The organism is Clostridium sp. AM43-3BH (assembly GCF_003479985.1).
Taxonomy (GTDB): Bacteria; Bacillota; Clostridia; order Lachnospirales; family Lachnospiraceae; genus Otoolea; species Otoolea fessa.
The window spans coordinates 42,399-64,797 of record NZ_QUIH01000011.1; the positions used below are offsets into that span (position 1 = coordinate 42,399).

At 48.7% G+C, this 22,399-nt stretch carries 31 protein-coding genes and 2 pseudogenes; 30 read left to right on the forward strand and 3 right to left on the reverse strand.

The genetic code is table 11. The features are described from left to right. Window positions 1-79 precede the first annotated feature (79 nt). The 16 genes and pseudogenes from DW931_RS14915 to DW931_RS14985 all read left to right on the forward strand — a co-directional run bounded on the left by DW931_RS14915 (window position 80) and on the right by DW931_RS14985 (window position 10,475). Complete coding sequence (locus DW931_RS14915; RefSeq protein ID WP_015573038.1) at window positions 80-1,612, forward strand: hypothetical protein; 1,533 nt, start codon at window positions 80-82, stop codon at window positions 1,610-1,612. Between the two features lie 266 nt (window positions 1,613-1,878). Continuing rightward, entirely contained in the window at window positions 1,879-2,046 is a 168-nt protein-coding gene (locus DW931_RS16005; RefSeq protein WP_009259853.1) for a hypothetical protein, read from the forward strand. Between the two features lie 117 nt (window positions 2,047-2,163). Continuing rightward, window positions 2,164-2,532 (forward strand): DUF3847 domain-containing protein, encoded by a 369-nt coding sequence (locus DW931_RS14920; RefSeq protein WP_009259852.1) that lies wholly within the window; start codon window positions 2,164-2,166, stop codon window positions 2,530-2,532. After that, window positions 2,489-3,985 (forward strand): MobQ family relaxase, encoded by a 1,497-nt coding sequence (mobQ, locus tag DW931_RS14925; RefSeq protein WP_009259851.1) that lies wholly within the window; start codon window positions 2,489-2,491, stop codon window positions 3,983-3,985. The genes DW931_RS14920 and mobQ overlap by 44 nt, the downstream gene beginning before the upstream one ends. After that, entirely contained in the window at window positions 3,982-5,853 is a 1,872-nt protein-coding gene (locus tag DW931_RS14930; protein ID WP_118482400.1) for an AAA family ATPase, read from the forward strand. The genes mobQ and DW931_RS14930 overlap by 4 nt, the downstream gene beginning before the upstream one ends. Window positions 5,854-5,994: 141 nt before the next feature. Then, window positions 5,995-6,153: a transposon-encoded TnpW family protein gene (locus DW931_RS14935; RefSeq protein ID WP_003500132.1), complete on the forward strand. Its 159-nt coding sequence runs from the start codon at window positions 5,995-5,997 to the stop codon at window positions 6,151-6,153. A gap of 41 nt (window positions 6,154-6,194) precedes the next feature. Beyond that, window positions 6,195-6,998 (forward strand): annotated as a pseudogene (locus DW931_RS14940) (TraG/TraD/VirD4 family protein); the annotation flags it as partial. Between the two features lie 12 nt (window positions 6,999-7,010). Further along, a complete protein-coding gene (locus DW931_RS14945; protein WP_002304332.1) occupies window positions 7,011-7,331 on the forward strand; it encodes a hypothetical protein in 321 nt (106 codons plus the stop codon). A 5-nt stretch (window positions 7,332-7,336) separates the two neighbouring features. After that, window positions 7,337-7,729, forward strand: a complete 393-nt coding sequence (locus tag DW931_RS14950; RefSeq protein ID WP_002304334.1) for a helix-turn-helix transcriptional regulator — start codon at window positions 7,337-7,339, stop codon at window positions 7,727-7,729. Window positions 7,730-7,812: 83 nt separating this feature from the next. Further along, a pseudogene (locus tag DW931_RS14955) lies at window positions 7,813-7,941 on the forward strand (Maff2 family protein); the annotation flags it as partial. Window positions 7,942-8,119: 178 nt separating this feature from the next. Then, the gene (locus tag DW931_RS14960) at window positions 8,120-8,479 is read left to right on the forward strand and encodes a PadR family transcriptional regulator (RefSeq protein WP_118482399.1); all 360 of its coding nucleotides are present in this window, start codon (window positions 8,120-8,122) and stop codon (window positions 8,477-8,479) included. Beyond that, window positions 8,476-8,934: a DUF1700 domain-containing protein gene (locus tag DW931_RS14965; RefSeq protein ID WP_117530251.1), complete on the forward strand. Its 459-nt coding sequence runs from the start codon at window positions 8,476-8,478 to the stop codon at window positions 8,932-8,934. The genes DW931_RS14960 and DW931_RS14965 overlap by 4 nt, the downstream gene beginning before the upstream one ends. Before the next feature lie 3 nt (window positions 8,935-8,937). Next, complete coding sequence (locus tag DW931_RS14970) at window positions 8,938-9,381, forward strand: hypothetical protein (RefSeq protein WP_117530250.1); 444 nt, start codon at window positions 8,938-8,940, stop codon at window positions 9,379-9,381. 165 nt (window positions 9,382-9,546) lie between these two features. Beyond that, entirely contained in the window at window positions 9,547-9,969 is a 423-nt protein-coding gene (locus DW931_RS14975) for a sigma-70 family RNA polymerase sigma factor (RefSeq protein WP_117530249.1), read from the forward strand. After that, a complete protein-coding gene (locus tag DW931_RS14980) occupies window positions 9,962-10,159 on the forward strand; it encodes a helix-turn-helix domain-containing protein (RefSeq protein ID WP_117530248.1) in 198 nt (65 codons plus the stop codon). The genes DW931_RS14975 and DW931_RS14980 overlap by 8 nt, the downstream gene beginning before the upstream one ends. 31 nt (window positions 10,160-10,190) lie before the next feature. Continuing rightward, entirely contained in the window at window positions 10,191-10,475 is a 285-nt protein-coding gene (locus DW931_RS14985) for a hypothetical protein (protein WP_117530247.1), read from the forward strand. Window positions 10,476-10,502: 27 nt separating this feature from the next. Here the strand turns inward: DW931_RS14985 and DW931_RS16125 are convergent, their stop codons facing one another. Continuing rightward, the gene (locus DW931_RS16125; RefSeq protein WP_242996736.1) at window positions 10,503-10,745 is read right to left on the reverse strand and encodes a hypothetical protein; all 243 of its coding nucleotides are present in this window, start codon (window positions 10,743-10,745) and stop codon (window positions 10,503-10,505) included. Between the two features lie 460 nt (window positions 10,746-11,205). Here DW931_RS16125 and mobC point away from each other — a divergent pair, with 460 nt between their 5' ends. The 6 genes from mobC to DW931_RS15020 all read left to right on the forward strand — a co-directional run bounded on the left by mobC (window position 11,206) and on the right by DW931_RS15020 (window position 15,493). Further along, on the forward strand, window positions 11,206-11,604 hold the full coding sequence (gene mobC, locus DW931_RS14995) for a plasmid mobilization relaxosome protein MobC (RefSeq protein ID WP_118482398.1): 399 nt from the start codon (window positions 11,206-11,208) through the stop codon (window positions 11,602-11,604). Continuing rightward, a complete protein-coding gene (locus tag DW931_RS15000) occupies window positions 11,576-13,201 on the forward strand; it encodes a relaxase/mobilization nuclease domain-containing protein (protein ID WP_118482397.1) in 1,626 nt (541 codons plus the stop codon). Before mobC ends, DW931_RS15000 begins: the two co-directional genes overlap by 29 nt. After that, complete coding sequence (locus tag DW931_RS15005; RefSeq protein WP_118482396.1) at window positions 13,191-13,577, forward strand: cysteine-rich VLP domain-containing protein; 387 nt, start codon at window positions 13,191-13,193, stop codon at window positions 13,575-13,577. The genes DW931_RS15000 and DW931_RS15005 overlap by 11 nt, the downstream gene beginning before the upstream one ends. 136 nt (window positions 13,578-13,713) lie before the next feature. Then, a complete protein-coding gene (locus DW931_RS15010) occupies window positions 13,714-14,445 on the forward strand; it encodes a replication initiator protein A (protein ID WP_243015353.1) in 732 nt (243 codons plus the stop codon). Then, entirely contained in the window at window positions 14,442-15,284 is an 843-nt protein-coding gene (locus DW931_RS15015; protein ID WP_118482395.1) for an ATP-binding protein, read from the forward strand. Before DW931_RS15010 ends, DW931_RS15015 begins: the two co-directional genes overlap by 4 nt. A gap of 14 nt (window positions 15,285-15,298) precedes the next feature. Further along, window positions 15,299-15,493: a transposon-encoded TnpW family protein gene (locus DW931_RS15020; RefSeq protein ID WP_079697851.1), complete on the forward strand. Its 195-nt coding sequence runs from the start codon at window positions 15,299-15,301 to the stop codon at window positions 15,491-15,493. Window positions 15,494-15,555: 62 nt separating this feature from the next. Here the strand turns inward: DW931_RS15020 and DW931_RS16010 are convergent, their stop codons facing one another. After that, window positions 15,556-16,095, reverse strand: coding sequence for a DUF3795 domain-containing protein (locus DW931_RS16010; RefSeq protein ID WP_182429168.1), 540 nt, complete (start codon window positions 16,093-16,095; stop codon window positions 15,556-15,558). Between the two features lie 213 nt (window positions 16,096-16,308). Between DW931_RS16010 and DW931_RS15030 the strand changes: the two genes are divergently transcribed. From DW931_RS15030 to DW931_RS15045, 4 genes are all read left to right on the forward strand, one after another. Further along, window positions 16,309-17,928: a recombinase family protein gene (locus DW931_RS15030; protein WP_118627005.1), complete on the forward strand. Its 1,620-nt coding sequence runs from the start codon at window positions 16,309-16,311 to the stop codon at window positions 17,926-17,928. A 189-nt stretch (window positions 17,929-18,117) separates the two neighbouring features. Beyond that, the gene (locus DW931_RS15035) at window positions 18,118-18,480 is read left to right on the forward strand and encodes a helix-turn-helix domain-containing protein (protein WP_022742028.1); all 363 of its coding nucleotides are present in this window, start codon (window positions 18,118-18,120) and stop codon (window positions 18,478-18,480) included. Continuing rightward, a complete protein-coding gene (locus DW931_RS15040; protein ID WP_009296082.1) occupies window positions 18,440-18,829 on the forward strand; it encodes a TnpV protein in 390 nt (129 codons plus the stop codon). Before DW931_RS15035 ends, DW931_RS15040 begins: the two co-directional genes overlap by 41 nt. A 16-nt stretch (window positions 18,830-18,845) precedes the next feature. Next, window positions 18,846-19,808, forward strand: coding sequence for a DUF3658 domain-containing protein (locus DW931_RS15045; RefSeq protein WP_014078537.1), 963 nt, complete (start codon window positions 18,846-18,848; stop codon window positions 19,806-19,808). Window positions 19,809-19,868: 60 nt separating this feature from the next. On the opposite strand, the gene DW931_RS15050 is transcribed toward DW931_RS15045, so the two are convergent. Beyond that, window positions 19,869-20,675: a helix-turn-helix domain-containing protein gene (locus DW931_RS15050; RefSeq protein WP_006873172.1), complete on the reverse strand. Its 807-nt coding sequence runs from the start codon at window positions 20,673-20,675 to the stop codon at window positions 19,869-19,871. 483 nt (window positions 20,676-21,158) lie between these two features. On the opposite strand from DW931_RS15050, the gene DW931_RS15060 reads away from it, so the two are divergent. From DW931_RS15060 to DW931_RS16435, 4 genes are all read left to right on the forward strand, one after another. Then, entirely contained in the window at window positions 21,159-21,347 is a 189-nt protein-coding gene (locus tag DW931_RS15060) for a hypothetical protein (RefSeq protein WP_054328105.1), read from the forward strand. Further along, window positions 21,344-21,685, forward strand: coding sequence for a DeoR family transcriptional regulator (locus DW931_RS15065; RefSeq protein WP_054328106.1), 342 nt, complete (start codon window positions 21,344-21,346; stop codon window positions 21,683-21,685). The genes DW931_RS15060 and DW931_RS15065 overlap by 4 nt, the downstream gene beginning before the upstream one ends. Further along, on the forward strand, window positions 21,678-21,974 hold the full coding sequence (locus DW931_RS15070) for a DUF3847 domain-containing protein (RefSeq protein ID WP_002594808.1): 297 nt from the start codon (window positions 21,678-21,680) through the stop codon (window positions 21,972-21,974). Before DW931_RS15065 ends, DW931_RS15070 begins: the two co-directional genes overlap by 8 nt. Window positions 21,975-22,285: 311 nt before the next feature. Further along, window positions 22,286-22,399, forward strand: a 114-nt coding sequence (locus DW931_RS16435) for a CPCC family cysteine-rich protein (RefSeq protein WP_279220889.1), incomplete at its 3' end; no start/stop codon positions are given.

Sequence of the window (22,399 nt, forward strand, 5' to 3'; positions counted from 1 at the left end):
GTAGATTTATTCACACTCTTGTGATAAAATTTACTACAATAAAGAGCGTGATAGCACTAATTTTATGGGGGGATGCTTAATGAATAGAATTTTGAAAAAATTTTTACAGCGGGGTGTCGATTTAAGTCCTGTGGGAGTTGAACTCCGTGAGGATAATACAAATTATTTTTGTACCCCAAAAGGGGCATCGGTTTTTGGATGGGCAGGGATAGATGGTATCCACTTCTGTTTCATTCGTGGATTTGGAGAGATGGTTTTCTCTGTCAGCCCCATGAATACTTCTCCTGATTATGTTCATCCAGTAGCTGAAAATTTTACCGACTTTCTGCGGCTTATACTGGCTTGTGGTGATGTGGCGGCAGTGGAACAAGCGTGGATGTGGAACGAAGCACAGTTTGAAGCCTTTCTCAATGAAAACCCTACAACCCAGGAACAACAGCAAACTTTATCGGAAATTTCAGAGAAGATGAATTTGTTGCCTATGGAACAACCGTGGACATATATCAAAAACCTGCAATCTTCCTTTGATTACAGTCAGATTAAATACACAGAAGATTATTACGATAATGATATGACTTCAGAGGCAGAATTGGTTGCCCCTGAATGGAAGGTCTACTTTGATGGAGATTTCTGGGGACATCGAGGTAAAGACCGTGCCGGAAAAGAGATCAAGCTGGATAAACAATTCGATTGGGCTGGATATCATTGGGTAATTCCGGCAGCTTATTCATGTAGCAAAGGACTTGTCGTTGATTTTTGTATGCGAGTTGATTCAGAAAGCATCCGTGACTTCATGAAAAAATGGAATCTGGACTGGGAAAATGACTCATGTGAAAATTTTACCCGTGAGCAACAGATGCAGATGGAATGGGAAAACCCACTTTGTTTTAACTTCAAACCTTGCTTGAAGTTAAACGAGAAAATATTACAGACAACCCATGGCTGCGCTGTGAGCTTTAATCCTTGTCTGCCAGATGGCGTTATCAATGAGTTGGAAGCAAAATGGGCAATCGACCATTATGGGCTGGATAGTACTTATGGCTGGGTCATATGCAGAGACGTATTTCCTTGGGGAACCAAGCATCACCCTGAAATCAATAAACTTTTTCTTACAATGGAGCAGCAACCAGGACAAGTTCCAGGCTCACATTTCAAAGTTCACGCACCCGGAGATTCATTTATGTTTTCCCATCCTGTTAGCGGAATAACCCATACACTGACCGTGCAGGAAATAGAACAGCAGACAGTTCCTCAAAATAGTTTTGGTTCTGATCGCTGGATTTATCCGACACATTATATTGCCATGAGTTATACACTTACCCCTGAACCGATGGAGAACATTTCGGTTTTTGACTGTGATGAAGGCGATAGACCGATAGAAGTTACACCAGACGATCATTCGTTCCGTCCAGTTGGCAGTAGTTCCTGTTTTGTTGTTGGTGTTATTGGTGGTGCAGATGGTCCGACAGCAGTTATATATGGAACAAATTCACAAGAAAAACTTCATGCTGCTTGTTCTGCTCTGCACTTTGAACCGGTTGGTGATGATGTCGAGTGGCGTATCGTGTTCAATGTTACGCAGTTTGACAAAGAAACATTCCCAATTATCTAAAAATACCCTTAGAACTCTAAGGGCGCACTTCTATACTCTCTATCGAGAGTAGTGCGTCCTGCGGAGCTTCATTCTCTGTCAGCAGAAGAAAACTGCTTGCCTGCGAATGTTGCGTCACTTCGTTCCGTCAAGGTGGCTACACCCCCTTGCACCGCTAAAGCGGCTATCCCCTGTGGACTTGCCGTCCGCAAACGGTTTTGACAAACCGTTCGCCGCCAGCAAGTTTGAAAATAGTAAACGATAATTTAACAAAGGAGCGTGAGCGTATGAAAAAGATTATGTTTGGAAACAGTTTAATGCTATTGGGTATTGCTATAATGATACTTGCAGGATTAAAGGTGATATATGTAGGAACACTGTGGGTGTCGTTTCTTTTAATTATCGTGGGTTTTGTTATGGCTACGATTGGTTTTTTCGGTAAGGATAGCAAATAAATTATCTAACTGAATACAACAACCGAATACCGAAAAATAGACCGTTGACTGGTCGCAATGTGCGAAAAGTTGGCGGTCTTTTTTTATACCCATTTTCAAAAAAGGAGGTCAACCAAAATGGCAAAACAGAAAAGCCTTGAACAGCTTCGAGCTGAAAAAGAGCAAGTGGAAAAGCGGCTTGCACAGGAACAGCACAAACTGGAGCGTTTGGAGAACAGAAAGAAATATCTGGAGAAAGGCGAAAGGCAGAAACGTACCCACCGCCTTTGCAATCTGGGCGGCACGATTGAGAGCCTTGCTCCGGAGGTCAAAAATCTCACACGCACCGAAATGACCGAGCTGATGGAACACATCTTCGGTCTGCCGGAGGTACAGCGAGCCGTCCGGCACATGGAGATTACACACATCAACCAAGCAAACAGAGGAAAGGAGCTGAAAGCCAATGGCACTATTCCACTTCACAGTAACCCAAACGAAACGCAGTAAAGGTCAGTCTGCGATTGCTTCTGCCGCCTATCGTTCCGGCGAAAAGCTGTACAGCGAGTATTACGGCGAATACAGCGACTACACCAGAAAGCGTGGTGTTATCTGCTCTGACATTCTCCTGCCGCCCCATGCACCGAAAGAATACGCAGACCGTCAGACCCTATGGAACGCAGTTGAAAAAGCCGAGCGTGGTAAGAACGCCCAGCTTGCATACAGTTTTGAAATTTCCTTGCAGAATGAATTTTCTCTTGAAGAAAACATCGCTCTGGCAAGGGAATTTTTGTTTCGGGAGTTTGTCAGCCGGGGCATGACCGTTGATGTGTCCTTTCACGAAAAGGAGTGTGAGGACGGCGGCACACCCAATCCCCATTTTCACTTTCTCTGCCCTATTCGACCAATGGAGCAGGACGGCACATGGGGCATAAAACAACGGCGAGAATATGTGCTGGACGAGGAGGGCAACCGTATTCGAGACGCAAACGGTAAGTATGTGTTCAATGCCGTTCCCACTACCGACTGGGGCAGTCCCGAAACGCTGGAACATTGGCGTGAAGCATGGGCGGAGATGTGCAACGCCAAGTTTGCGGAGAAAGGTCTGGATGTTCGTATCGACCACCGCAGCTATGAACGGCAGGGCGTGGATTTACTTCCCACCATTCACGAGGGAGCAACCGTCCGAGCAATGGAGAAGAAAGGTATCCGCACCGAAAAGGGCGAGTTCAACCGCTGGATCAAGGCGACCAATGCCGTTATCAAGGACATCAGAAAGAAAATCTCTCTCCTGTTCGACTGGATAACGGAGATAAAAGCTGAGCTTGCCAAGCCGCAGACACCCGACCTTGTTTCTCTGCTGAACGATTATTACACCCAGCGAAAAGCCGGGGCATATTCGCAAAAAGGCAAAATCAGCAATCTGAAAGAGATGAACGAGACCTACAATTATCTCCGGGCAAACGGCATTTACACCCTTGAAGATTTGGAAAGCAGATTGCAGAGCCACCGCACCACCGTTGACGGCTTAAAGACAACGATGGACAGCCAGAACGCCCGAATGAAAGCAATCCGCAGTCTTAATGATTACTCTGCCACCTACAAGAGCTTAAAGCCTGTCTATGACGGCTTGCAGAAAATCAAGTTTGAGAAATCGAGAGCCAAGTACAAGACGGAACACGCTGATAAGCTGAAAATGTTCTACACCGCCAGACGAAAGCTGACCGAGGAGTTCCCGGACGGCAAGGTGGATATGGGAAAGCTATCCAAAGAGTATGACACGCTGGAACAGGAGCATGAGACCACCTATGCCGAGTTTAAGACCGTCAGAGAGGATTTACAGCGGCTTTGGAAAGTAAAGTCAAACATTGATACTGCCGTCCGATTTAATCAGCGTACAGCGGAACAAAAGCTCCAAAATCAACCCCAAATACGACACAAAAAGGAGGATATGACACGATGAATTACACGCAGGCACAGATTGACCGGGCAAATGCCGTCAGTCTGGAAGATTTTCTCCACACACAGGGAGAAACACTTATCAAAAGCGGGCGGGAGTACCGCTGGAAAGAGCATGACAGTTTGACCGTCCGGGGAAACAAATGGTTTCGCCACAGTCAGAGCAAAGGCGGCTATCCCATTGATTTCGTCATGGAGTTTTACGGAAAGTCTTTTCCCGAAGCTGTCCAACTGCTGACAGGTGAAAGCGGCGAGGGACAGACCGAAGCCACCACAGCACCGCCCGCAGAGTTCCACTTGCCCCTACACAACCGCACAGTCGACAGAGCAATTCAATATCTTTGTGAAAGCCGAGGTCTCAACAAATCGCTTGTTGAGACTTTTCTTCTTTCCGGGGATATTTACGAGGACAGCAAACGGCACAATGTTGTGTTTGTCGGCAGAGACCGAAGCGGCACACCGAGATATGCTCATGTGCGAGGAACGCAGGAAAGTTTCAGGCAGGACATTGCCGGCTCTGATAAATCTTATCCGTTCCGCTATGAGGGAAACGGCAGTCAGCTCTTTGTCTTTGAAGCACCCATAGACCTTTTATCCTTTATCTGCCTTTATCCGCAGGACTGGCAGACGAGAAGCTACCTTGCCCTGGGCGGTGTGTCTGGCAAGGCTCTTGACCGTTTTCTCTCTGAACGCAAGGACATCTTGAAAGTGTTCCTCTGCCTTGACAGCGACACCGCAGGAAATGAAGCCTGTACCCGACTGGCACAGACTATTCCCGGCGAGAACGCTGTCATTCGTCTTGTCCCGGCAAGAAAAGACTGGAACGATGTTCTCCGTCAGCAAGGGGATATTCCCAACCGCAAATTCATAGCCGAGACAATCACGCTGCGAGAGCTGCCAACCGCCCAGCCTGTCCCTATGCTCCGCATGGCTGATGTGGAGCTGACGAGCGTGGATTGGCTATGGTTTCCGTATATCCCATTCGGAAAGCTGACCATCATACAGGGCAACCCCGGCGAGGGCAAAACCTACTTTGCCATGCGTCTTGCGGCGGCTTGCACCAATCGAAAGCCTTTGCCCGGTATGGAGACCCTTGAGCCGTTCAACATCATCTATCAGACCGCCGAGGACGGTCTGGGTGATACCGTCAAGCCGAGACTGATAGAAGCGGACGCAGACCTTGAACGAGTGCTTGTCATTGATGACAAGGACATACCGCTGACCCTTGCCGATGAACGCATAGCAAGAGCAATCCGGGAGAACAATGCCAAGCTGGTTATCATAGACCCGGTACAGGCGTTTTTAGGAGCAGATGTGGATATGAACAGAGCAAATGAAGTCCGTCCCATCTTCCGCAGTCTGGGAGATATTGCACAGGCTACCGGGTGTGCTATCGTTCTGATAGGACACCTCAACAAAGCCGTAGGAACGCAAAGCACCTACCGGGGATTGGGCTCTATCGACATTACGGCGGCAGTCCGCAGTCTGCTGTTTATCGGCAAACTGAAAGACAATCCTACAACGAGGGTGCTTATCCATGAGAAAAGCTCTCTTGCACCACCCGGACAGTCCCTTGCTTTTTCTCTGGGAGACGAGAAAGGGTTTGAATGGATAGGTGCTTATGACATTACCGCCGATGAACTGCTTGCCGGAACGGACACAGCCAAGACGGAAAGCAAGACCGCACAGGCAGAAATGCTGATACTGGAACTGCTGGCAAACGGAAAGAAAATGCCAAGTGCAGAGCTGGAAAAAGCGGTCAATGACCGAGGGATTTCCTCACGCACCATGCGAACGGCGAAAAGCCGTATCGGAGACAGGCTCATAACCGAGAAAGACGGCACAGCATGGGTTTGCTATCTCCGAAACTGACACAGGAACAAGGCAAGCGTGGCAAAGACGGCAAGGTGTTTATAGATACCTTAATGTTGCCGCCTTGCCTTGTTCCCTCATACTGACACCGCCCGATGATGAACAGTCACCGGGCATTTTTCATTTACAGGAGGATTTTGAATGAACAATACCGCAACCAACACCGCCACTTGCCCGACTGTCAGAAAGCAGATCGGCAAGACAACCTATATCGTGCGTGTGCATTTCAGCCAGACCGCCAAGGAGACGATGGAGGACAAAATCAAGCGTCTGCTGCGTGAGGAAGTCCGCAGAATGTGACTTCTTTGTGAATTTGATGAAAAAGTCCTTGACTTTTCGTCTCTGGCAAGACCGCTAAGTCGATTTTGATTTCCTGCGGCGCTCGTCTGGCTCCTTTTGATATTCAGGAGGTCAGAGATGTGACTGCCTATGACGAGTTGCAGTTGGATACTCTCGGAGATAAGAAAACGGCGCTCTTTCTGATTATGTCAGATACGGATGCGACGTTTAATTTTTTGATCTCCATGATTTACACACAGCTGTTCAACTTGTTGTGCGAGAAAGCAGATGATGTGTACGGCGGCAGACTGCCGGTTCATGTGCGCTGCTTGATTGATGAGATGGCAAACATCGGTCAGATTCCCAATCTGGAAAAACTGGTAGCGACAATCCGAAGCCGTGAAATATCGGCTTGCCTTGTTCTCCAGGCACAATCACAGCTGAAAGCCATTTATAAAGACAATGCCGATACCATCATCGGCAACATGGATTCCCGAATTTTCCTGGGTGGTTCTGAGCCAACCACGCTCAAAGAACTGAATCAGGCATTGGGAAAAGAAACTATCGACACCTACAACACCTCCAACACCAGAGGTAACAGCCCGTCTTACGGCTTGAATTATCAGAAGTTAGGCAAAGACCTTGCGAGCGTAGATGAGCTTGCGGTTCTGGATGGCAGCAAGTGTATTTTGCAGTTGCGTGGTGTCAGACCGTTTCTTTCTGACAAGTACGATCTGACGCAGCACCCCAATTATAAGTACACATCAGACTTTGATAAGAGAAATGAGTTCAACATTGAGCAGTTTCTGAGTCGAAGGTTGAAGCTCAAGGCAGGTGATGAGTTTGTGGTAGTCGATGCGGATTAAGGAGGTTTCTGTTTGGAAAATCTGAAAACGGTATCTGCCCTGGTTAAGAACATCTTGGAACACGACCACAAGGCAAGAAATACCGACAATCATTTGTACCTGATGGTACTGGAACACTATTCCGGTCTGCGTGGCATCGACATTCATGCCATGACGGTTCCTGTGTTTTTGAAGGAACTGGATAGACGCAGCTTTCCGGGGTTTGAAACTGTCCGCAGAAGCAGACAGAAAGTGCAGGCAACCTACCCTGACCTTGCTCCCAGTGAAGCCGTAGGCAAGCGCAGAGCAAAAAATGAGGTTGTATATCGAGAATTTGCAGAAAGCGAGGTGTAAAAAAAATGACTTGGTGGATCACGGATACCTCTATTGGGCAGCGATTGAAGTTCGTTAGACGATTTCGCCGCCTTACCCAGAAAGAGCTTGGACTCCTGATGGGGTATTCCGAGAAAACAGCGGATGTCCGTATTGCTCAGTATGAGAAAAACGCTCGAACCCCTAATGCAGAAACCACAGCGAAACTCGCAGAGGTTCTGAAGGTTTCACCTGTCGTTTTTTCACCGACAATCTGTGCTTCTCGTGAAGATTTGTTGCAGTCAATGTATTGGCTGTTTCTTATGAAAGGTGGTGGTGATATATATGATTGTGAAACTGAATATGCAAGAAGCAGAATGGAACAGAAACTTGGCGTGATAACCGTCGAGGAGTTCCTTGAAAAGATTCTCGTAAACTAAGCCTTCCGTCCGGTTTTGATGCCGGTAGTACGGAGGGCTTTTTCTATTCTCAAAACAATTTCAAATTTTAGGAGGAAAATATTATGGCATTTTTCAATAGCGCAGTAACCGTTCTTCAGACTCTCGTTATCGCTCTGGGCGCAGGTCTTGGCATCTGGGGTGCAATCAATCTGCTTGAGGGCTACGGCAACGATAACCCCGGCGCAAATGCTCATGTGCCATAAAGTAACATACAAGAATTGATAGACAGCAACCCACTATTCCGTTATTATCTTACGCACACACTTTGTAACTTTTTCGTTAAGCCTATTGACTCTGATACTTCGGAAGAGATATAATATAGTTGCTACTTAGCTAACCTAAATAGCGAAACTAAAGAGAGGCGACGATATGAATAACAAATATGTCCAGCAATTCAAAAAAGGCTCTCTGGAAATGATACTCTTATGCCTAATCGGACGCAAGGAAACTTATGGATATGAAATTATAACCGAATTGAACAATAGTGCGTCTGTTTTGGGATATGCGAAAGAGGGAACCATTTATCCCATTTTGTATCGTTTACAGGAAGCAGAACTAATCAAATGCCGGTTGGCTCCGGCTGCGGCAAATGGCGGCTCAAAAAAGTATTATTCTTTAACGGATAAAGGCAGGAATGTACTTGATGAACTAATCTTATTTTGGTCAAGCTATGAAAACTGCGTAAATGACTTTATAGAAAGTTATCAACAAGCGAGGGTGTCCAAATGAAAGAACAATATATCAAACAGGTTGAAAAGGAACTATCTTTACCACGCAAAATGAAAAAAGAGGTTGTGCGTGACTTAAATGAAGTTTTTGCGTCTGCTATGGAGCATGGAGAAACAGAGCAGCAGATTATCCAGCGTTTGGGGACGCCAAAAGAATTTGCAGACAGCACCGCAGAACAGTTTGGTATTGATAACACCAAATCGAAAAAAAGGAACGGCATCATTTCTACTCTTGCTACGCTTGTTATCGCGGTTGCTGCCTTTTCGGTATATGCTGTTACGCAATCAGGAAAAGTACCAGAAGGAGCAATCGGACAAGCCGACGCGACAACAAATATACAGATTGAGGGCGCGTTTGCCTTTGATATTTCGCAAATCCTTTTGGCTATTGGGTTTGCAGCAACAGCTATTGCTATTTTGTTAATTATCCGAACCATACACAAAAACAGGAGGTAACCAATGAAGAAGTATATTTCTGTATTCACAATCATGGTTATGATTTTTTTGGCTGCGTGTTCTAATCAAAATACATCATCTACACCGACAAGCAATGAGAACAATACGCAATCTAATAGTGTTACAAAATTGGACGAGGGTGTTTGGCCTGCGAATGAGTACACAGAGGGGCTTCCTGTTGCGCCTGGTACGGTTGCATGGGCTACACTTGATACAGAACATGAGAATTGCAATATCAACCTTACCGGCATTAGCGAAAACGACTATAACGAGTATATGGAGCTTTTGAACCAAGACGGCTTTTCCGTAATTGAAAATGTATCAGAGGAAATCGAGGGAGAAAACTATGTTTCTATCGGGACGCTTTTATCAAACGACGAAAAGTGGTTAAGTATCAGCTACATACCCAATAGTCTAACTATCTACATTTCCTTTGACAATAACTGAAAGAGATAACGGAATAGCAAAGCCAGTCGAGCCAGTCAACGGTCAAGATGAACGGCGCATACGCGCCGCCGTTGACAGCCCCGCCCGCCTTTGCAGACAGGCAATCAAGGGGCGACAGCAAAAAGTGCTGCCGCCCCGCACTATTATCAGAGAGGGGGAATTTCCATGACCGAAGATGAAGCCTACAAAGTGTATATCCAGTACACCTTTAACGCCTTTTGCAAGGTTGTCATTCGTCACGCCGCCATAGATATAATTTTGAAGCTGCGCCGGAGGTGGGAACGGGAAGTTTCCCTTGACTATCTGATGAATGAGAAGTTTGTCCAGCTTGCCGAGCCGGAACAGCTTGAAGAATACCTTTTTACCGCCTGCGGCCAGACCGCCGTTCTGTACCATGCGGAACTTGCCGCTGCCCTTGCCCTTTTGCCGGAGCAGGCACAGGAAGAAATTTTCCGCTATTACTTCCTGCGCCAGCCGCAGAGAGTGATCGGCGTACATATCGGCCGGACACGCAGCACAGCGGGGCGGCATATCCAGCTTGCCTTGCAACGGCTTCGGAAGGAAATGGAGGTGAGCCGGTATGAATAAACTTCTCCCCTATGAAACAATCGTCAAGGCGCATGAGGGCGACCCGGACGCAATCGACACCGTTCTTTCCCACTACGCCGGATATATCCGATACTGTTCCAAAGTACACGGGAAAGTCAACGCCGAGGTTGAGGAATATGTGAAGCAGAAGTTAATTGCCGCACTGTTCAAGTTTCGATTTGACCGATAGTAAGCAGAAAATTAAGGAGGCAAGAGGTTTTATGAAAAATCAGCTTTCAACAGTGACGGAAGTTGTAGTTAGAAGCATCTTTTACATCATCACAAACTATGTATTTGTTAGCATGGGACTGTCGTTTCATACTCATTGGATTGCAATTCTATTTTTACTTTCAATGGTATGGGCTACTATTGACTACGGCAAGTCTGTAAACAAAATAACCGGGAAAAAGGTTATTGCTGAAATACTATGTATATGCTGCATTGCGATAAGTATAGCGATTGCATATTTTGTGGGATATATTCAAGGAGCAATCGTTTCCTTTTGAAAACATAACGCAATAACTCTCCGTTTATCATACCAATATGAAATGAGTTTTCAAAACTGAATACCAGCCGCCACCGGCGCGGCCAGCGAAAGCAGTAAGTCTGAAAAAGATTTGCTGCTTTTTTTGTTGCCCGGCTCCGTTCCCGGCCATTTTGCCCTGTTCAGATTGTAGTAGTAAGTGAGGGGGAAATTTTCCTGCCCCGGCGTTTGGCATTTTTGATTTTTGTCCGTAGTAAGAAGCAAAGAGAAAATAAGCCGTTTTGTTTGGCAAATTTCAAAACGCGGTGGTGTAGGGAGTGAAAGGAAAAATTCTCTGCCCCGCCGGTTGCCAAAATCCTGTTGCCCGGATTACAGAAGCGAAAGAAATTTTGAGAAATCCCCGTTCAGCGGGTAGCTGGCGGCCTTTGAAATGTATCTTTAGCGAAAAGGAAAAAAGACCGCCCACAGCGGGCTGAAAGCCCCGCCCTGTTCGCTCTATGTACGGAAAAGCCCGGACAGGGATAGTCTGCGGCAGTTACAGAGCAAGTTTCTACCACGGTGCCAAAATCCGCAATTCTGCGGTTTTGCCCCTCGCGGGAAACTTGTTGGGGAGTGCCTTCCCCAAACCCTGCTATGGCGGCTTACGCCGCAAAAATATTTCCGACCGGCGAAAAGTTTTTCTCACTTTCGCCCCGGAAATGGCTAACAGATAAGAGAATTTTTTGTGATAAGTGAAAGGAGGTTTACAGCCCATGCCGAAGCGATATAACACGCCCCACCGCAGCCGCGTTGTGAAAACCCGGCTGTCCGAAGATGAATACGCCGACTTCACAGCGCGGCTTGCGCCCTATGGTATCAGCCAGTCCGAATTTCTCCGGCAGGCGATACGGCGCACCACCATACGCCCCGTTATCCATGTGTCGGCGGTCAATGATGAACTGCTCTCCGCTGTCGGGAAGTTGGCCGCCGAGTACGGCAGGATCGGCGGCAACCTCAACCAGATAGCCCGGTATCTAAACGAGTACGGCGCACCCTACAATGCGCTGTCCGGCGAGGTACGCGCCGCCATAGCCGACCTTGCCGCCCTCAAGTATGAAGTCTTACAGAAAGTAGGTGACGCGGTTGGCAACACTCAAGCATATCAACTCTAAAAACGCCGACTATGGAGCCGCCGAACAATACCTGCTGTTTGAGCATGACGAGTTTACCATGAAGCCCGTCCTTGATGAAACCGGCAGACTTATCCCCCGCGAGGACTACCGGCTGTCCACGCTGAACTGCGGCGGGGAGGATTTTGCCGTTGCGTGTATGCGGGCAAATCTCCGCTACGGGAAGAACCAGCGGCGGGAAGATGTGAAAAGCCACCACTATATCATCAGCTTTGACCCACGGGACGGGCCGGACAACGGCTTGACCGTAGACCGGGCGCAGGCATTGGGGGAGCAATTCTGTAAAGAGCATTTCCCCGGCCACCAAGCCCTTGTATGCACCCACCCGGACGGCCATAACCACAGCGGCAACATTCATGTGCATATCGTCATTAACAGCCTGCGGATAGAGGAAGTGCCGTTCCTGCCCTACATGGACAGGCCAGCCGATACAAAAGCCGGCTGCAAGCACCGCTGTACCGACGCTGCCTTGCGCTACTTCAAGTCCGAGGTCATGGAGATGTGCCACCGGGAGGGGCTTTACCAAATCGACCTCTTGAACGGCAGCAAGAACCGCGTCACAGACCGGGAGTATTGGGCGCAGAAAAAGGGACAGGCTGCGCTGGACAAGCAGAACGCCCCCATGATTGCAGGCGGTATCACGCCCCGGCAGACCAAGTTTGAAACGAACAAGGAGAAGCTGCGGCAGACCATACGCGCCGCGCTGTCTGCGGCAACCTCATTCGAGGACTTTTCCTCTCTGCTGCTGCGGGAGGGTGTGGCCGTCAAGGAGAGCCGGGGGCGGCTTAGTTACCTCACGCCGGACAGGACAAAGCCCATTACCGCCCGGAAGCTGGGCGACGACTTTGACCGCGCCGCTGTCCTTGCCGTTTTGGAGCAGAACGCCGCCAGAGCCGCAGAAAAGGCCGCAGCCATACCCGAATACCCCCGGCAGGAGAAAACCGGCATACAGCCCACAAAAGCCCCTCAAACCGCCCCGAAACAGGACGGTGTGCAGCGGCTTGTGGACATTGAGCAGAAGAAAGCCGAGGGCAAAGGCCGGGGCTATGAACGCTGGGCGACCATGCACAACCTCAAACAAATGGCCGCGACGCTGAATGTGTATCAGGAATACGGCTTTACTTCCCCGGAGCAGTTAGAAGCCGCCGTTGATACCGCCTATCAGGAAATGCGCCAGACCAGCGGCGAACTGAAAGCACTGGAAACGAAGCTACAAGGGAAAAAGGAGTTGCAGCAACAGGTACTTGCCTACGCCAAGACCAAGCCCGCCCGCGACGGGCTGCGGGTGCAGAAATCCGAGAAAGCCCGCGCCGCCTACCGGCAGGCAAATGAGAGCGATTTTATCATAGCCGACGCAGCCGCCCGGTATTTCAAGGCGCATGGCATTACCAAGCTGCCCGCCCGGAAAGCGTTGCAGGCCGAGATCGAGCAGCTTATCTCCGAGAAAGACGGCCTGTATAACACCTATCACGAACAGAAACAGCGGTTCAAGGAGTTGCAGACCGTCAAGCGGAACATCGACCAGATTTTGCGCCGGGAGGAACCCCACCGCAGAAAGGAGCAGAGCCATGAGCGATAAGTTACCGAGAATGGACTACCGCCAGCACCGGCGGGCGCGGCGGCTGGTACATGAGTGCTGTAACTACGATGAGGGGAATTGCCTGCTGTTAGACGACGGGAAGCCTTGCGTGTGCGTCCAGAGCATTTCCTTTTCCCTCATGTGCCGCTGGTTCCGTGTGGCTGTCCTGCCCCTTGACGGGGAACTGGCCGCAGCCCTCTTGTACCGGGGGAGCCGAAAACGGTGTGCTGTCTGCGGCGCGGCATTTGTCCCCAAATCCAACCGGGGGAAATACTGCCCCGGCTGCGCCGGACGCATGAAGAAGCTCAAAGCCGCCGAGAGAAAGCGGAAACAAAGGCAGAGATGTCACGCTTTAGAACCTTTCAAACCCGCATAAATCAAGGCTTTTTTCGTGGGTGTCAAAGGGTGTGCGATACATTTATCCTTTTCCCCCGGAAACGGCGTCCTAAAGCGTGACAAAACCCAAAAATCAACCCGAAACACAGGGAGGTGATACTATCGCTGATTATATCATGGCAGACACGCCGCTGCCTATCTATCTGCCCTACCCCCGTTTCCTGCTGAAAATGGAGATTTCCCAGACCGCCAAGCTGCTGTATTCGCTGCTGTTAGACCGTTCCACACTTTCCCAGAAGAACAAGTGGCAGGACGACGAGGGCAGGATATATATTATCTATCCAATCGCGGAGATAGCCGAAATACTGGATAAAGGCAGCACCACCATAAAGGGGGCGCTTAATGAACTGGACACGGCGGGGCTGCTGGAACGGGAACGGGGCGGCTTCTCCGCACCGAACCGGCTTTATGTCAAAGTGCCGCGAGTGCCACAAGTACAGTTTTCCGACCAACTGATGGCCGGAAATCCGACCCTCACAGAGCCGGAAAACCGTCCTACTGATGGTCAGAAAACCGACCTTATGATGGTCGGAAAACCGTCCCCTAACCAAACTACTATAAACAACCTTACAGAGAGCCAAACAAAGGGAGTGAGTGGGGAGCCGCCCGCGCCCTATGGCCGATACCAGAATATTTTTCTGTCGCAGACCGAATACGACGAGTTGCAGGCAGAGTACCCCGACAGGCTGGAACGGTTCATCGAGGAAATGAGCCGCTACCTTGCTGCCAACGGGAAAAGCTACCAGAACTATGCCGCCGCCCTGCGGATATGGGCGGGGAACGACAAAAAGAAAGCCCCGAAAAAGGGCATACCAGACTACTCATGCAAGGAGGGCGAGAGTTTATGAAGAACGAAATCAACGCTGTTTTGGAGAATATGACGACTGCCACCCCGGAGCCGGAGGACTACACCGGCGAGGACGGTTTACTGTACTGCGGCAAGTGCCGCAAGCCGAAAGAAGCCTATTTTGCGCCGGATAAGGCCGCTATCTTTGGCCGTGACCGCCACCCGGCAGAGTGCGACTGCCAGAGAGCCGCCCGCGAGGAACGGGAGGCCGCCGAGAAGCGGCGCAGGCACCTTGACACCGTGGAGGAACTGAAACGCCGGGGCTTTACCGACCCCACCATGCGGGACTGGACTTTTGAGAACGACAACGGCAGGAACCCGCAGGCCGGGATTGCCCGCCGGTATGTGGAACACTGGGAGGATATGCGAACCGACAATATCGGCTGCCTGTTCTGGGGCGGCGTGGGAACCGGGAAAAGCTACCTTGCGGGCTGTATCGCAAACGCCCTCATGGAGAAAGAAATCCCCGTTCACATGACGAACTTTGCCCTTATCCTCAACGACCTTGCCGCCAGCTTTGAGAACCGCAACGAGTACATTTCCCGCCTTTGCCGCTATCCGCTGCTTATCCTTGACGACTTCGGCATGGAACGCGGCACCGAATACGGGCTGGAACAGGTTTTCAATGTGATTGACAGCCGTTACCGCAGCGGCAAGCCGCTGATCGTCACGACCAACCTCACGCTGGACGACCTGCACAACCCGGAGGACACCGCCCATTCCCGGATTTATGACCGCCTGCTTTCCATGTGCGTCCCGGTACGATTTACCGGCGACAATTTCCGGCAGGAAGCCGCACAGCGGAAAATGGAGAGCATGAAGAAACTGATTACCGACTGAAAGGAGTATTGCCTATGGCAGATAACAAGCAGCACGACACCCGCACCGCCCGCCGCCCCGACTGCGTGACGGAAATCCGCATGGGCAATTCCGTCCTTGTCGTGTCCGGCTATTTCAAGAAAGACACTACCACCACCGCCGCCGACAAAATGGCGCGGGTACTGGAAGCGGAAGCCGCTGCTACACAGGAGCCGACTTATCCGGCGTGAGCCGGGGCATAGGGAAAGCGGCCACGCCGGGGAGTGTGGCCGCTGGAATATCAGTGACAATTTTATTTTTTTCGGAGTTTTAAGACAATGCCTTTATTGGCAGCTATATCCTGTAACTGCTTTGCGATAATAGAAGCCTGCTCTTTTTTACTCAAACCCTGAAACTCTTTATCGGATTTAACTGCTTGCAATATATTTTCAATCTCGCCAACCTCTAAGAGATTGACCGCAATACAGAATAGGCTTTTTCTGCGTCCGTCATTATAGCTTGCCAAGAGGAAATCTAATATTTTTCGCTTTTCTTCCTGTTCAGCATTATAAGCAGGAATACCAATTTGCTGGGCTTTTCCCATGTCATTCATTTGATTTTGATGAGTTATAAAAGAATCAAAATCATCTATGTGAGCGTATTTGTCACAAGGGAAACTGCCGCATTGAAAGCAGTATTCGATTTTCTCATGTTCAATGCTACACCTAGCAATTTTACAGGATTGGTTGTCAACGCCGCAGCCGGAACAATGCCCCGCTAAACTCATGGGACAGAGTTTGCAATTTAGACCACAAAGCGAAAGGTACTGATTATTACGGACAAATCCTTTCATTGCCACACCCCCTTGTATTGACTAATCTCATTTTACCATAAGGACAAGAGTTTTTCTACTACGGAGCCACAATAACCTGCTACACAAAAACCAGCAATTTGACAAATCATAAAGAAGCGGATTTTACACTTTTGCCGCTATACAGACCGCCGCCCCATGTGGTATGATAAACATACGAAATAGTGGGGCTGGCTGTCGGAAACGGAGGATTTTATGTTAAGACAAGCCACCCAAAACCTCATTACTGCCCTTTATCCGAGATTGTCCCATGAGGACGAATTGCAAGGCGAGAGCAATTCCATATCGAACCAGAAAAGGATTTTGGAAACCTACGCCAAGCAGAACGGCTTTACCAATCTGCGCTGGTACACCGACGACGGCTTTTCCGGCGCGAACTTCCAGCGCCCCGGTTTTCAAGCTATGCTTGCAGACATTGAAGCCGGGAAAGTGGGTACGGTCATAGTCAAGGACATGAGCCGGTTAGGGCGAAACTACTTGCAGGTGGGATTTTACACGGAAATGCTGTTCCCTCAAAAGGGAGTGCGGTTTATCGCTGTCAACGACAATGTAGACAGCGCAAACGGCGGCATGGACAACGATTTTACCCCTCTGCGAAATCTGTTCAACGAATGGCTGGTGAGAGATACGAGCAAGAAAATCAAAGCAGTAAAACGAGCAAAAGGCATGAGTGGCAAGCCCGTTACCAGCAAGCCGGTATATGGCTACCTCATGGACGAGGACGAGAACTATATCGTTGACGGGGAAACCGCGCCGGTTGTCCAGCAGATATACCAGCTTTGCCTTGCCGGGAATGGCCCGACCAAGATTGCCCGTATGCTTACGGAGCAGCAAATCCCCACGCCGGGGACGCTGGAATACCGCAGGACGGGCAGCACACGCCGCTACCACCCCGGCTATGAGTGCAAGTGGGCGACGAACACCGTCGTTCATATCCTCGAAAACCGGGAGTACACCGGCTGTCTGGTAAACTTCAAGACGGAGAAGCCCTCTTACAAGGTCAAGCACAGTGTAGAGAACCCCGTGGAGAAGCAGGCCATTTTCCCCGACCACCATGAGCCGATTATCGACACGGAAACATGGGAGCGCGTGCAGGAGTTACGCAAGCAGCGCAAACGCCCGAACCGCTATGATGAAGTGGGGCTGTTCTCCGGTATGCTGTTCTGCGCCGACTGCGGCCATGTGATGTACCAGCAGCGGTATCAGAACAAAACCCGCAAGCAGGACTGTTACATCTGCGGCAGCTACAAGAAGCGCACCCGCAACTGTACGGCACACTTTATCCGCACAGACCTGTTGACCGCTGGCGTCCTCTCCAATCTCCGACAAGTGACGGAATACGCCGCCAAGCATGAGAGCCGCTTTGTGAAGCTGCTTATCCAGCAGAACGAGATCGGCGGCAAGAGAAAGACCGCCGCAGCCACCAAGCAGCTTGAACAGGCGCAGGAGCGTATTGCCGAAGTGAGCCGCATTATCAAGCGGCTGTATGAGGACAATGTGAACGGCAAAATCAGCGACGAGCGTTTCATGGAACTGTCGGCAGACTATGAGCAGGAACAGCGGGAACTGAAAGACCGCGCCGCCGCTTTACAGGAGGAACTTTCCAAGTCGCAGGCCGCCACCGTCAACGCGGAAAAGTTTATGGGGATTGTCCGAAAGCACCTTGCCTTTGAGGAACTTACCCCCACCCTCTTGCGGGAAATGATTGAGAAAATCGTCGTGCATGAGTGCAGCTATGACGAGAACGGCACCCGCAGGCAGGACATTGAGATTTATTACAGCTTTGTCGGCAAGATTGACTTGCCCGAAGCCTAACGCCCGACCTATCCGACACAATGGCCAAGTGCCGGATAGGAACGGCAAAATTTTTTACACTTCTATTACTTCTTTATCGCACATCAGTAAAGTCCCAGGGCATGAAGCAGTTCATGGCTAATTAAAGGGAACAAAAAAGAAAGGAAAACCAATCCAGACGGTATCAGCGGCAGGATACAAGAATAAATTGTGATTTCACAAGATTGGTGCTATAATAAGAGAAAAGTTCCTGCCGGGGCAGCCGCCCCGGTGGTATGGATAGAAAGGCAGGAAAACAATATGCACATCAGCTATAAACCACTCTGGCACACACTGTTAGAGCGTGATATGAGGAAAGAGGATTTAAGGCTTGCTGCTGGTATGACAACAAATATGATTGCCAACATGAGCAAAGAGGGAAAGCACATCAGCATGGATACATTAGCCCGTATCTGCGAAACGCTGAATTGTGAGATTACCGATGTGATTGAGTTAGTACCAGACGAGCCTGCTTCCACAGGAGGTAAGGAACATGAGAGAATTGAAACCAAGAATAACGGAAAACGGAATTGATTATATCCTTGTCGGAGATTACTACATCCCGGACTTGAAACTGCCGGAGGAACACCGCCCTATCGGAAAGTACGGACGGATGCACCGGGAATATTTAAGGGAAGTCCACCCAGCCAGATTGAATACATTGATACTGACCGGAGAATTGTGGACATATCTTGCAGACCTGAACGAACAGGCACAGGAACGGTTAGACACTATCATGGAGCAGATGAAAGCCACCGAGGGCGTGACAGAGGAATTGAAGCGAACTCAACAAATGGAATGGGTGCAGCGTTGTAATAACATTCACAACCGGGCAGAAGAAATTGTTTTGCATGATATAATTTATTCATACGGGAGTAATTAAATCGGAGGTATATAAGATGATTGAAATTGTATTTGGTGAAAGTGCCTGTGGAAGTTTGAAAATTGCCCAAACTTACGGTAAGGGAAAGTATAGAGGAAGTGCAGTTTCGGTCTTTATGAGGCACGAAGATGGGAGTGTTCCATCTTCAGATGAAATGAAAGAAGCACAAATTCAAGCACAGGAACAAGAACATATTGCTTGGGAGAATGCTATTCCATTGGGAGGCAAGAGCAGTGATGTTTATTGTTTTGATATGGCTCTTAGTGTGGGAGATATTTCTGATAATGGAATTGGCGAACAGCGGAAAAATGTTCTCAAGAAAATGCTGTCTGTCTGGTTTGTAGAGGATTTAGACTATCAGGTTGAAGAAAAAATACAGAAAATTAAAACTACATTGTCTTCGGTTATTGAACGATATGTAGCTGGGGAAGAAGTTCGTATTTGGTATAGCTATAATCCGGATGAACTTTGCGGTATGTACTGGCTTATGAAACAACTTCGACCATTAAACTGTCAGACAACAATTTATTTGGTTAAGTTACCTGCCTGGGAATATGGAAAAGAAAATACTATGACATCCAAAATAGCATGGGGTGAGGTTTCTCCTGGCGAATGGGGAAAATATATAACTCTACAAGAAAAAGCTAAGCCTGTATTTCTTTCAGCTTGTGCTATGAAATGGAATCAACTTCAAAATGAAAATGCACCTTTGCGTGCAATGCTAAATGGTAAATTGCAAAGTGTTTCAGAAGATATATATGATAGTTTCATTCTTCGTGAAATTGCGGAACAGCCAGAGCAATTCAAAATGGCTATTGTTATAGGTAATGTTTTAGGAAAATATCAACTTGGAATTAGTGATGTATGGATTTCTAATCGCATTGATAAAATGCTTGAAGATGGTGTGTTGGAAATTATACAGGACGCACCAAAGGGAGAAACAAATTATCGCCGGATATTAAGAAAACGAATGAAATAATAACCACAGCAAGAACCGCTGCTACATGGAAGGCACCCCAACCATGCAACAGCGGTTTTTTTACCGTTTTTTCCTCTGGCTGATAGGCGTTCCCATTTTCTTTGATTTTTTGAGAATCCGAATCAGCCAGCGAAATTCTTCGTCTGACAGATTTTTATAGTTGATACCGAGCTGCTTGCAGTAAAGGACAACCAGCTTTTCATCCCGGCTGCCCTTGAAATTTTCGACTGCTTCGAGATTTTCTTTCAATTCATCGGCAACGGTGGTCTGGGGCGCACTCTCACTGTCCTTTTTGTGGGCTTCCCGAATATCCCGGATAATCAGGTTGAGGTCATCCAGAACCATGTGACTGAAATACTCATCATCACTGATATGGGCGGCTTGCAGCACTTTCAAATGCGGGTCATCTTCGCCTGGGCGATACCGTTCAATGATTTCATGCCGGACGGTATCGACAAGTGCATTGAGGTTTTGAATCTGCATGGTAGCAATCCCGTCCACATAAATCTCAATGTCTGCAAGAAACTTGATAAAATCTTTATGTGTAGCAAGCTCACAGAGCAGACGGTTGTTAATCCGACCGCTTTTCAGCAGTGCCACCATCTCATCATTCAAATGCAACTCCGTCAATGGTGTGTTGATCTGCTCCCTGTTCTCTATCCGGCACAGTAGATAATCAACAGAGACCCCATAGAAGTCTGCCAGCGTGATAAGGTTGCCATGATTGATTTCCTTAAAATCCTCTTTTTCATAACTTCCAAGAGCTGATTTGGAAATGCCTGTCAGCTTTGATAGTTCTTCCAGATTTAAGCCTTTGTCCTTGCGGAGTTCCCAAAGGCGTTCCTGTATGCTTGTTGCTCCTTTCATGGGCGCACGCTCCTTTCCAATGGTTTCATTGCTGCCGCTTATCTGGATTATATCACACTTTCCGCAATCGTGGAAATTTCTGATTTTTACCCCTAATTCCTACTTTGTGGACATACGGCACAGGGCACAAAAATGTTCTATGATACAGGTAGTTCATCGATGGATTATTCCAATCGAATGACCAGCCTGTGTGGGATATGCTTCCCCGGCGATGTAGTGCCATGACTTTTGGCAGGGATGTGGAGGAACCCTGACCGAAACGAGCATACCAAAGGGAGCGATACGCCGCTGTGAGATTCAGGGGAGGAACGACACCGGGGAGAACTGGCGAACTGACACCGAAATGATACCGAAACACGACAATCTGATAGGGGGATAGTCTACCCTATCGCTGATACTTCGGGAGATTTTAATCGGCTCTATGACCGTAATTTTGCCGAAAATCGCCCCGAAACCATACACTAAAACGGGAGGAAATACAATATGCCGAGAATGAGCAAAAAGAGGAAGCATGAGCTTTCCTTTTACCTCAATGACCGGGGGCGTGTCACTTACAACGAATTATGCCGGAAATGCCAGCATGGGTGCAAGCAGAGCTTCCGGGCGGTTGTGATTGACTGCCCCCGTTATTTATCCAAACGATCAAAGAAAAAGGAGGAACACACCGAATGAATTTTGAATTTATGACGATAGACACACCATTGCCGCCCTGTATGCCATTTCCCAGAGCGTTGACAGGATTTCCGGTCAGCAGCACCGCAAAGGTCATGTACTGCCGGATGCTGGACGCTATGCTATCCAAAGAGCAGGAGGACGAGAACGGAATCCTGTTTGTCTGCTTCCCTGTCACAGCCATTGCCGCAGTCCTGTCCCGCAGTCCCATGACGGTCAAGCGTTCTCTGAATGAACTGGAAAACGCCGGACTTATCATGCGGGTGCGTCAGGGCGTGGGAGAACCGAATAGGATTTATGTGCTGATACCGGGAAAGGAGGACGCTGCCCTTGCCTGATACCTCGAAGCTGGAAAAGCTCAACCGGGAGCTGGAGAAAAGCGAAAAGAAACTGCGGAAAGCCATCAATGATGAAAAGGCATTGCAGCACCAGTTAAAGCAGCTTACCCGAAAGGAACGGACGCACCGGCTCTGCACTCGTGGCGGTATGCTGGAAAGTTTTCTGCAAGAGCCGGAACGCCTAACAGATGATGATGTCATGCTGTTGTTGAAACTCATTTTTCACAGGCAGGACACGCAGGAACTATTGAAGAAACTGCTGGAACGGGAGAAGCCGGAAACCCCTTAGTTTACTAAGGGCGCAATTATACACCACCCAGAGGTTGGTGCATTGCGTTCTCCGAAGGCTCCTCGCCGGAGAGCTGTGATTTTCCGCAGTCATGGTCTGCTCCAAATCAAACAGGGGACGCTACACTTCCCCTGCGCTGGCTGCAGCCAGCTACCCTTTTGTGGACTTGCCTGTTGGGGACACCTTGCGGTGCAAGCTGTTCCCAGCCGACAAGTTTCATAAAATATGCTATCTTTTCGATAATCGATGAAGTATAATAAAGTCAGAAATAAATCAGGAATTTGAGGTCAAGGCTTAAACGTGAGGTTTATATGAAAAAATACCAATGTCCTTGCTGCGGATATTTTACCTATAATGTTCCGGCAAATGAAGATTGTGGGTATATTTGCCCCGTTTGTTTTTGGGAGAATGACCCGTTCATTGCT

Excerpts from the sequence above, each read along its gene's own strand:
- DW931_RS14915 (WP_015573038.1), top strand. The coding sequence starts at position 80 with ATGAATAGAATTTTGAAAAAATTTTTACAGCGGGGTGTCGATTTAAGT.
- DW931_RS16005 (WP_009259853.1), top strand. The coding sequence starts at position 1,879 with ATGAAAAAGATTATGTTTGGAAACAGTTTAATGCTATTGGGTATTGCT.
- DW931_RS14920 (WP_009259852.1), top strand. The coding sequence starts at position 2,164 with ATGGCAAAACAGAAAAGCCTTGAACAGCTTCGAGCTGAAAAAGAGCAA.
- mobQ (WP_009259851.1), top strand. The coding sequence starts at position 2,489 with ATGGCACTATTCCACTTCACAGTAACCCAAACGAAACGCAGTAAAGGT.
- DW931_RS14930 (WP_118482400.1), top strand. The coding sequence starts at position 3,982 with ATGAATTACACGCAGGCACAGATTGACCGGGCAAATGCCGTCAGTCTG.
- DW931_RS14935 (WP_003500132.1), top strand. The coding sequence starts at position 5,995 with ATGAACAATACCGCAACCAACACCGCCACTTGCCCGACTGTCAGAAAG.
- DW931_RS14950 (WP_002304334.1), top strand. The coding sequence starts at position 7,337 with ATGACTTGGTGGATCACGGATACCTCTATTGGGCAGCGATTGAAGTTC.
- DW931_RS14960 (WP_118482399.1), top strand. The coding sequence starts at position 8,120 with ATGAATAACAAATATGTCCAGCAATTCAAAAAAGGCTCTCTGGAAATG.
- DW931_RS14965 (WP_117530251.1), top strand. The coding sequence starts at position 8,476 with ATGAAAGAACAATATATCAAACAGGTTGAAAAGGAACTATCTTTACCA.
- DW931_RS14970 (WP_117530250.1), top strand. The coding sequence starts at position 8,938 with ATGAAGAAGTATATTTCTGTATTCACAATCATGGTTATGATTTTTTTG.
- DW931_RS14975 (WP_117530249.1), top strand. The coding sequence starts at position 9,547 with ATGACCGAAGATGAAGCCTACAAAGTGTATATCCAGTACACCTTTAAC.
- DW931_RS14980 (WP_117530248.1), top strand. The coding sequence starts at position 9,962 with ATGAATAAACTTCTCCCCTATGAAACAATCGTCAAGGCGCATGAGGGC.
- DW931_RS14985 (WP_117530247.1), top strand. The coding sequence starts at position 10,191 with ATGAAAAATCAGCTTTCAACAGTGACGGAAGTTGTAGTTAGAAGCATC.
- mobC (WP_118482398.1), top strand. The coding sequence starts at position 11,206 with ATGCCGAAGCGATATAACACGCCCCACCGCAGCCGCGTTGTGAAAACC.
- DW931_RS15005 (WP_118482396.1), top strand. The coding sequence starts at position 13,191 with ATGAGCGATAAGTTACCGAGAATGGACTACCGCCAGCACCGGCGGGCG.
- DW931_RS15010 (WP_243015353.1), top strand. The coding sequence starts at position 13,714 with ATGGCAGACACGCCGCTGCCTATCTATCTGCCCTACCCCCGTTTCCTG.
- DW931_RS15015 (WP_118482395.1), top strand. The coding sequence starts at position 14,442 with ATGAAGAACGAAATCAACGCTGTTTTGGAGAATATGACGACTGCCACC.
- DW931_RS15020 (WP_079697851.1), top strand. The coding sequence starts at position 15,299 with ATGGCAGATAACAAGCAGCACGACACCCGCACCGCCCGCCGCCCCGAC.
- DW931_RS16010 (WP_182429168.1), bottom strand. The coding sequence starts at position 16,095 with ATGAAAGGATTTGTCCGTAATAATCAGTACCTTTCGCTTTGTGGTCTA.
- DW931_RS15030 (WP_118627005.1), top strand. The coding sequence starts at position 16,309 with ATGTTAAGACAAGCCACCCAAAACCTCATTACTGCCCTTTATCCGAGA.
- DW931_RS15040 (WP_009296082.1), top strand. The coding sequence starts at position 18,440 with ATGAGAGAATTGAAACCAAGAATAACGGAAAACGGAATTGATTATATC.
- DW931_RS15045 (WP_014078537.1), top strand. The coding sequence starts at position 18,846 with ATGATTGAAATTGTATTTGGTGAAAGTGCCTGTGGAAGTTTGAAAATT.
- DW931_RS15050 (WP_006873172.1), bottom strand. The coding sequence starts at position 20,675 with ATGAAAGGAGCAACAAGCATACAGGAACGCCTTTGGGAACTCCGCAAG.
- DW931_RS15060 (WP_054328105.1), top strand. The coding sequence starts at position 21,159 with ATGCCGAGAATGAGCAAAAAGAGGAAGCATGAGCTTTCCTTTTACCTC.
- DW931_RS15065 (WP_054328106.1), top strand. The coding sequence starts at position 21,344 with ATGAATTTTGAATTTATGACGATAGACACACCATTGCCGCCCTGTATG.